The sequence below is a fragment of the Megasphaera paucivorans genome, from assembly GCF_900103535.1.
Taxonomy (GTDB): Bacteria; Bacillota; Negativicutes; order Veillonellales; family Megasphaeraceae; genus Megasphaera_A; species Megasphaera_A paucivorans.
Window position 1 is genome coordinate 1 of record NZ_FNHQ01000054.1, and the last position, 8,598, is coordinate 8,598.

The window sequence follows — 8,598 nt, forward strand, 5'->3', positions numbered from 1 at the left end:
TAGTACATCTTTTAAACAAACCATATATTAAAATTATCCATGGTATAATTTTAATATTTTCATAAAAATCACAAAAATACATTTTATGAATGCTTTGTGGTAATGCACTACTATATGCTGATAATATCATCTTCATAGTGTAAAGTAAAATATGTGTGCTTCATTATATCCATGAATTAATTTCATGGATATAGGTTTTATCAGTGTTTATATTTATTTTTCATTCTATATTACTATGACATAGTTTGTATTCATTGCTTTGATGAATTTATTTCACAAATAAAAAGGGATGCCTATCGAGTGCCTTTTTTTAATATTTTTTATCGATATATTGTTAAAAAAATCACTTTTTTGTTTTTACATATTTTTAAAATAAAATTATCCGAAAAACCTATGAATCAATTCTTAAAAGTTATTTTCAATATCCCATGACTTTAAAAATAATTTTTACAAGTCAATCCACAAATACATCCTTAACGTAAGGTATCAAAAATATATTACTACTTGCTACACCCTTATATCTGCCAACAGAAATTTTTAATTATGTATACTTTATCAGAAAAATTTCACTTTATCCCCATAATGGAAAATATTGATTATACTGCAGATAAACTGTTATCTATCATAGCAACATAATCAAATCTATTGAATTGAGGCTTAATTTCCCGACATATAAAAATAGCGAAACAGTGTTTAACTGTTTCGCTATACATTCTATTTTATAGAATGTATTGATTCCTTGATACTATTTTATTTATTTTGCAACATATCCAAAAAAAGCTGCATTGGCGATATCACAAATTTATTTTTATGGTAAATAACCGTCGGTATCCATGGTATTTCCGGCCCTAAAAGTCCCACCATTTTAACACGATTGCTGCAGAATTTTTCAATAATAGGCCGTGGTAGTATACTAACTCCCTGCCCATTTACAACTCCCTCAACCAAAAGATCCCATTGTGCCGATTTTCCCACTATACGGGGAACAAATCCTGCTTTTTTACAAGAATTGATAATAACATCATGAATCATATATTCATTCGCCAATATAAGAAATTTCTCATGCTGCAATCGTGACATCCGAATCGTATCATGTTTGACAAATTTATGATCAGGTGGCAAAATAAGCACTGCATCTGAATGCATAACAGGAACCTGTATAAAATCCATATCCATAAAAGGCTGAATCACGACCCCCATATCAATAGCACCTTGCTTAACCAATGAATATAATCGATTGGCACCAATTTCCAATATTCGAAGCGTTATATCCGGATACAAAAATCGATACTGGCACAAAATAGGATATATTGCCGTAATAGTCACTGGCGGTATTCCCAAATACAAAATACCTCTTTTACTTTTCAACATAGAATGTAATAATTCTGTTTCTGCTTTATAACTTGATATGATTTTTAAAGAACTATTATAAAAAATTTCCCCCTCTGATGTGAGACGGAATTTCACAGACGTTCGGTCAATTAATTCTACGTCATATTCTTTTTCCAACGTGCGAATTGCTTTACTGATTGTCGATTGACTGATAAATAATTTCTCCGCAGCCTTGGTAAAGCTATTCTGTTGAACTAATTCGACAAAATATACAAAATGGTCCAAGTTCATAATAAACACCATCCTTTACTGCTATTTACATACAATAAAGTGTTTTCGTCTACATAGAAAAGAGGCTGCAGAAAATCCACTTTCTGCAGCAGTTTTAATAAAATTGTTGCAATACCTACGAAACATGACTATTATCTTTTTAATTAATTATACCACATAAAAGTGTCTTCAGACAAACGCAAATAGAGCATTCTTTAGCAGTCATTTTCTAAAACAATCAATATTTGCTTCTCTTGTTGTTTTTACAACATACTTATGTGCTTAAATGTGTTTATATAAATAAATAAGAATAACTGTCTAAAATATAATTATATGAAACGGAGGTATTTCTATGGGAAAAAAAATCACAGATAAAGTTACTTGGGTAGGTAAAACTGACTGGGAACTACAGCATTTTCATGGAAATGAGTATTCAATTCATCATGGTTCATCCTACAATTCTTATCTTATTCAAGATCAAAAAAACGCTTTGATCGATACCGTATGGCAAGCGTTTGACAAAGAATTTGTAACTCGGTTACGTGAAGAAATAGATTTACATAAAATCGACTGTATCATCATGAATCATAACGAAATCGATCATAGTGGAGCTTTACCCGAATTGATGCGTATTATTCCCGATGTACCTATTTATTGTACGGCAAAAGGAGAAGCTATTATCCGCGGGCATTATCATCAGAACTGGAATTTTATCCAAGTGAAAACAGGAGATACCTTGAGTTTAGGAGATAGTAAACTTACCTTCATAGAAGCCCCCATGCTGCACTGGCCAGACACTATGTTCACCTATATGTCCTCGGACAATATTCTCTTCTCAAATGATGGTTTTGGACAACATTATGCAACAGAATCCTTGTTTAATGATTGTATCGATCAAAGCGAATTATATGCAGAAGCTGCAAAATATTACGCTAATATTTTAAATTTGTACTCTCCTATGGTGACTCGGAAAATCAAAGAAATTTTGGCATTACACGTACCTGTATCTATGATTTGTCCCAGTCATGGCGTTATCTGGAAAAATAATCCAATGCAAATTGTCGAGCAATACTTAAAATGGGCTGATGCCTATCAGGAAAATCAGATTACTATTATTTACGATACCATGTGGAATTCCACTCGCAAAATGGCCGAAGCCATAGCGCAGGGAATAGAGCTTCAAGATTCGTCAATAAGAATAAAATTAATGAATTGCAGCAAAGAAGACAAAAATAATATTATCACAGAAATCTTTCGCTCTAAAGGAATTTTAGTCGGATCCCCTACTATAAATTATGGTTTTACCTATGCAATTGGCGGTATATTAGAAATGATCAAGGGACTTAAATTCAAGCAGAAAAAAGCTGCCGCTTTTGGAAGCTATGGCTGGAGCGGAGAGGCTGTCGGAAAAATAAAAGAAGAACTGGAAAAGTGCGGCTTTGGAATCGTTCATGAAGGCCATAAAACGCTTTGGGTTCCAGATAGAACAGAAATACAATCTTGTCAAGAATTTGGCAAACAATTCGTTGACGCTTTAAAAATTTAAAAACATGCAATATAATAACATCCTGTTTTTCGTTGTGCGCTGTGTCAGTTTTAACTAATAGAATAATGGTATCATAGCATACATTTATTTTGTTTCCGTATCATTTTAGGCATAATTTTATATTGCTTACACATACGATAAAATGTAGCTCTGCTGACCCCCAATGAATTAGCTGCCGCTTCAATAGAACCGCTGCCAGTTTGTAAGACATATATAATTTTTTCTCGTTCTTGGGTTAAGCTGGATTCCTGTTCTTCTATAATACTATGTGTTTCATCCATTATATAAGAAAAATCTTTTTGAGATATACAGTTGGAACTGCATATATAAAATACTCGCTCTATAATGTTTTGCAATTCACGTATATTTCCTGGCCACGAATATTTTTTTAATATTTCAAAAAAACTAGCAGCTACATTTTTTCTTTTATAAGGATATCGCCGATTAAGCCGTTCAAAAAATTGTTTTGCACAAAAAGAAATATCTGACGGTCTTTCTCGTAAGGGCGGAACACATAAAGGTAATACATTCAAGCGAAAATATAAATCATCCCGGAAATGTCCCAATCCAACCTCCCGATATAAATTACGATTTGTTGCAGCAATAATTCTCACATCTAACCGTTTTTCTTCCTTACCTCCAATTCTCCGAATACACAACGTTTCTACAGCTCTTAATAATTTTGCCTGAAATTCCAACGGCATTTCCCCGATTTCATCTAAAAATAAAGTACCATGATTGGCTAATTCAAATTTTCCCGGATTTCCTTCTTTTAATGCACCTGTAAATGCGCCTTTCTCATAACCGAATAATTCACTTTCAATTAAATCTCTTGGCAAAGAAGCACAGTTGATTGCTACGAAAGGCCCCCTGCTGCGTTGACTGTTATTATGAATAGATTGGGCAAATAATTCTTTTCCGGTACCACTTTCTCCTTCAATTAAAATATTCCCATCACATTGTGCATATTTTTGTGCAAGGGTTATCACATGCTGCATCACAGGATCTTGTGTATAAATATCGTCAAAAGTATATTTAGCCTGATTGCCTGACATTTTATTAACAGATTGAATGAGTTTTTCTTGTTTTTGCAACGCAATCGTATACGTACGTCCGCTGGAACTCATGGCCGATGAAATAGAAACACTGCAATGAATGGCACTTTGTTTTGTAAGGAAACGTACATCAGTCATAAAAAGAGGTTCTTTATGATTCCAGTCTGCCACCATTTTCCAGTCTAAGTCAGGCAAAAGCTTTCTAAAATCAACAGCAGCTATTTGTGGCAAGAATAGTGATAATGTTTGTTTTGCCGTTAGATTTAACCAAATAGGAAAAAAGTTATCGTTCAGCAAAATAATACTTTCATGACTGCTGTTTAATGCAGTACGCATAAGGAGCGAATTATGCACACTGGACATCATGTTTTCAATGCTGAATGCTCCCGCCACGGCTAACGCTAAAGTATGTGGATGTGCTTCTTCCGCATTTCCTGAAATATCCAAAACACCGATACTGCGGCCATCGAGGCCATGAATAGGCGCGGCAGAACATGTCCAATTGTGATGGGGAACGCAATAATGTTCTGCTCCTCTGATTTGAATAGGCATATTATTATCCAAGGCTATCCCAATAGCATTGCTGCCTACTTCCAGGGTATTCCAAGAAGTCCCTTCTGAAAAAACCAGTTCTTGTGATCTTTTTTGTATAGAATCATCGCCTATCGTTTTTAAAATAGTTCCTTGTTCATCTGTTAGTACTAATAAAAAATGAGATTTTTTAACAATTTCATATACACTTTGCATGATGGGAATGGCAATTTCCAATAAGGATTGATGTTGTATAAGAATGCGCTTAAAATCGTTCCCTTCAATGTGCTTTCCTCTTCCGCTCCACGGGTCTACACCATATTGCCTGCATCGCTTCCAAGATTTAGCTACTGCAGGTTGTACACGCTCATCTAACTCTCCCTTAACAATAAATTGTTCCCACATTTTTTTTAATCCATCAAGATTCATATAACACACTCCCTCCAAATAAAATACAATCAAGGGCTCTTTGTCTTATAATACACATAATTTGCTGGATTGCTTATTTGTTAAAATTTATTTTATATTTTACTTTATATCCGCTTTAATTATATCATATACGCATATTAATTATATTAAATATGTATATATTGTATTGTTTATTCAATTATAATACAATCTGCGTATAACCCTATATCGTATAAATAAATTAAATACATTTTTGTATATATTATATTTGTCTCAAAAAATCTCAAAACGTCTCACTTTACTGTGAGATTTTTTGAGATTTTTTAATACTAAAAAAAACAACATAGGGCCTGCTTATTGAACAAATACCTGTATATATTTAATATAATTTTTATTTTTGATATTTTTTTATTTGGCATGATTATTTCATTTAAATTAGCAAGATTACATTCGAGATACATCTTATGGGGAGGTGAGTTTATTTCATCAATTAAAGTCAGCCCGCATTTCATTTCCGTTTTACGTATTATTTTAAATCATGAAACAACAAAGGAGGAACATTATGAATATATCAAAAGAAACAATGCAGCATATGTATATTACGATGAAACGCATCCGTGAATTTGAACTAAAAACGCAAGAGCTTTTTGCTGAGGGTAAAGTACCTGGATTTGTCCATTTATATTTAGGAGAAGAAGCCGTATCCGCAGGTACCTGCGAGTATTTAAACGATAACGATTATATCACAAGTACTCATAGAGGACATGGACATATTATTGCAAAAGGCGGAGATATGAAGTACATGATGGCCGAATTATTCGGAAAAGCAACAGGGTACTGCAAAGGAAAAGGCGGATCCATGCATATTGCGGATCGGGATAAAGGAATTTTAGGTGCGAATGGTATTGTAGGTGCCGGGCAAGATATCGCATTAGGCGCTGGCTTTTCTATTAATTATAAAGGAACAAAGCAAGTATGCATTTGTTTTTTTGGAGATGGTTCAACAAATCAGGGAACCTTTCATGAATCTTTAAATTTGGCTTCTATATGGCATCTTCCGATTGTCTATGTCTGCGAAAATAATAATTACGCGATTTCCATGAGCCAGTCAAGACATCAACATATCCAAAATATTTCCGATCGAGGAACTGCTTATGGAATTCCCAGTCTACATATAGACGGAAATAATGTAATAGCTGTATACAAAACAATTGCTGCCGCCGTTGATCGAGCCCGCAAAGGAGAAGGCCCTACTTTAATAGAATGCAAAACATATCGATGGCGCGGACATTTCGAGGGAGATCCAGCTATTTATAAACCACAAGAAGAACAAGAAGCTTGGCTAAAGAAAGATCCTCTTTTGCAATTTAAAACATATTTGGAAAGCAATCACTTTTTCAACGAAGACCAATTACACATATGGGACACTGCGGTTTGTCAAGAAATAGACGAAGCTGTCCGTTTTGCTGATGAAAGTCCACTGCCGGATATAAACACAGTTGTAAATGACGTATATTCGGACATTACGGAGGAGGTGCGCGTAAGATGAAAACAATGACCTATGGACAAGCCATTAAAGAAGGTATGAGTATCCGCATGAGAGAAAATCCCAATGTTTATCTTTTAGGAGAAGACGTAGGTGCTTTCGGCGGTTGTTTTGGAGTAAGTGCCGGCATGTTTAAAGAATTCGGCGGAAAAAGAATTTGTGATACTCCTATTTCAGAGGGTGCTATTATTGGAACTGCAATTGGTTCTGCTGCTACAGGATTGCGTCCTATTGCTGAAATTATGATGGGAGACTTTGTTACGGTTGCTATGGATCAACTTGTAAATCAATCGGCCAAGATGCGGTATATGTTCGGTGGTAAAATTTCGCTGCCATTGGTTGTTCGCCTTCCTGGCGGAGCTGGTGTCAGTGCAGCTGCACAACATTCTCAATCGCTGGAAGCTTGGCTTGTACATGTTCCTGGTTTAAAAGTAATATATCCTTCTACTCCGCAAGATGCCCTTGGGCTTATGCTTTCGGCTATTGATGATGATAACCCCGTAATAATGATAGAACACAAAGCATTATATTCTGTAAAGGGAAATGTTTATAATTTAGCTCCAATTCCATTGGGGAAAGGTGACATAAAACGTAAAGGTAATGATATTACTATCATTGCCACTGGAAAAATGGTTTACGAAGCCCTTACCGCCGCTGAAAGTTTGAAAACTGCCGGAATCAGCGCAGAAGTAATTGATCCGCGCTCACTGTATCCTTTAGATAAAAATCTTATTGCCGACTCTGTCAGCAAAACGCATCGTGTCATCGTTACGACAGAAGAAACAAAAAGAGGGAGTTATGCAGGGGAGCTTTCTGCTTATATTCATGAAGAATTATTTGATAAATTGGATAGTCCCGTAAGCCGAGTTTGTGCATTGAATACGCCCATACCGTTTGCTCCTAATTTAGAAAAAGCATTTTTACCTAATGCGGCAGATATTTTCAGGGCAGCAAAAGCATTATTTTAATCCAAAAATATATATCTGCCTTTCAAAAACATCTATAAAAGGAGGTAATAATTGATGGCGACAGCACTTACGATGCCACAATTGGGCCTGACAATGACAGAAGGAACGGTCTCACAATGGCTAAAAAAAGTAGGCGACCCGGTAAAAAAGGGTGATGAAGTCGTAGAAGTTGAAACAGATAAAATCAGTAATATAGTGGAAGCCCATGAAGACGGCATTCTTCTATCCATTGTTATGAAGGAAGGCGAAGCCGGCCCGGTAAAGGCTGTAATGGGGTATATCGGGCAAGCCGGTGAAACCGTACCGGGGGATGACAGCGGCCCGGCAGCAGAACCAGCTCCTCAAGAAGCCGCGCTGGCACCGGTGGCACCGGTGCCAGCGGCAGCTGCCGGTCCAGTGCAAAATACGATTGTCGGCGGCTGGGTATTGGCGACTCCGTATGCTCGTACATTAGCGAAAGAAGCCGGCATCGATCTGGCCCTCGTTTCTGGTACCGGTCCGAACGGGCGAGTCGTAGGCCGCGATGTGGAAGCTTTTAAAGCAGAAGAAAAAATACGTATCTCTCCCACGGCTGCTAAAGTGGCGGCTGATCTGGGAGTAGATACCCAAACGGTAACTGCCGACGGACGAATCATGAAGAAAGATATCCTTACAGCCGCCGGAGTTGTTCCGGCAGCTCCGACAGTCCCGGCAGCGGCGGCAGCCGCTCCGGTAACGGTGAAAGCGGAAGTAAAATCGGCTCCGAAAAACGGCGTTCTGCTCAAGGGGATGCGCAAGGTCATTGCCCAGCGTCTGGGAGACTGCTGGAAGAATACGCCGCATGTCCATCATACGGTAGAAGTCAATATGACCAAGGCCACGGAACTTCGCAGTACTTTCATTGCCATGGACAAGAAATTCTCCTTTACCGATCTGATCATCAAAGCCATGTGCAAAGTTCTG

6 protein-coding genes are annotated in these 8,598 nt (G+C 36.8%); 4 read left to right on the forward strand and 2 right to left on the reverse strand.

From position 1 onward, the window contains the following. Positions 1 to 750: 750 nt before the first annotated feature. On the reverse strand, positions 751 to 1,623 hold the full coding sequence (locus BLR11_RS13460; RefSeq protein WP_176763010.1) for a LysR family transcriptional regulator: 873 nt from the start codon (positions 1,621 to 1,623) through the stop codon (positions 751 to 753). A gap of 331 nt (positions 1,624 to 1,954) precedes the next feature. On the opposite strand from BLR11_RS13460, the gene BLR11_RS13465 reads away from it, so the two are divergent. Continuing rightward, positions 1,955 to 3,148: an anaerobic nitric oxide reductase flavorubredoxin gene (locus BLR11_RS13465; RefSeq protein ID WP_091653121.1), complete on the forward strand. Its 1,194-nt coding sequence runs from the start codon at positions 1,955 to 1,957 to the stop codon at positions 3,146 to 3,148. Positions 3,149 to 3,219: 71 nt separating this feature from the next. Here the strand turns inward: BLR11_RS13465 and BLR11_RS13470 are convergent, their stop codons facing one another. Then, entirely contained in the window at positions 3,220 to 5,163 is a 1,944-nt protein-coding gene (locus tag BLR11_RS13470) for a sigma-54-dependent Fis family transcriptional regulator (protein ID WP_091653124.1), read from the reverse strand. Between the two features lie 541 nt (positions 5,164 to 5,704). Here BLR11_RS13470 and BLR11_RS13475 point away from each other — a divergent pair. From BLR11_RS13475 to BLR11_RS13485, 3 genes are all read left to right on the forward strand, one after another. Next, positions 5,705 to 6,691 carry a thiamine pyrophosphate-dependent dehydrogenase E1 component subunit alpha gene (locus tag BLR11_RS13475; protein WP_091653126.1) on the forward strand — a complete coding sequence of 329 codons (987 nt, stop codon included), beginning with the start codon at positions 5,705 to 5,707 and terminating at the stop codon, positions 6,689 to 6,691. Next, on the forward strand, positions 6,688 to 7,656 hold the full coding sequence (locus BLR11_RS13480) for an alpha-ketoacid dehydrogenase subunit beta (protein ID WP_091653129.1): 969 nt from the start codon (positions 6,688 to 6,690) through the stop codon (positions 7,654 to 7,656). Before BLR11_RS13475 ends, BLR11_RS13480 begins: the two co-directional genes overlap by 4 nt. A gap of 54 nt (positions 7,657 to 7,710) precedes the next feature. Further along, positions 7,711 to 8,598: E3 binding domain-containing protein (locus BLR11_RS13485; RefSeq protein ID WP_176763012.1), on the forward strand; the 888-nt coding region annotated here is incomplete at its 3' end.

Coding starts and splice junctions, on each gene's coding strand:
- BLR11_RS13475 (WP_091653126.1), top strand. CDS start 5,705: ATGAATATATCAAAAGAAACAATGCAGCATATGTATATTACGATGAAA.
- BLR11_RS13460 (WP_176763010.1), bottom strand. CDS start 1,623: ATGAACTTGGACCATTTTGTATATTTTGTCGAATTAGTTCAACAGAAT.
- BLR11_RS13465 (WP_091653121.1), top strand. CDS start 1,955: ATGGGAAAAAAAATCACAGATAAAGTTACTTGGGTAGGTAAAACTGAC.
- BLR11_RS13480 (WP_091653129.1), top strand. CDS start 6,688: ATGAAAACAATGACCTATGGACAAGCCATTAAAGAAGGTATGAGTATC.
- BLR11_RS13470 (WP_091653124.1), bottom strand. CDS start 5,163: ATGAATCTTGATGGATTAAAAAAAATGTGGGAACAATTTATTGTTAAG.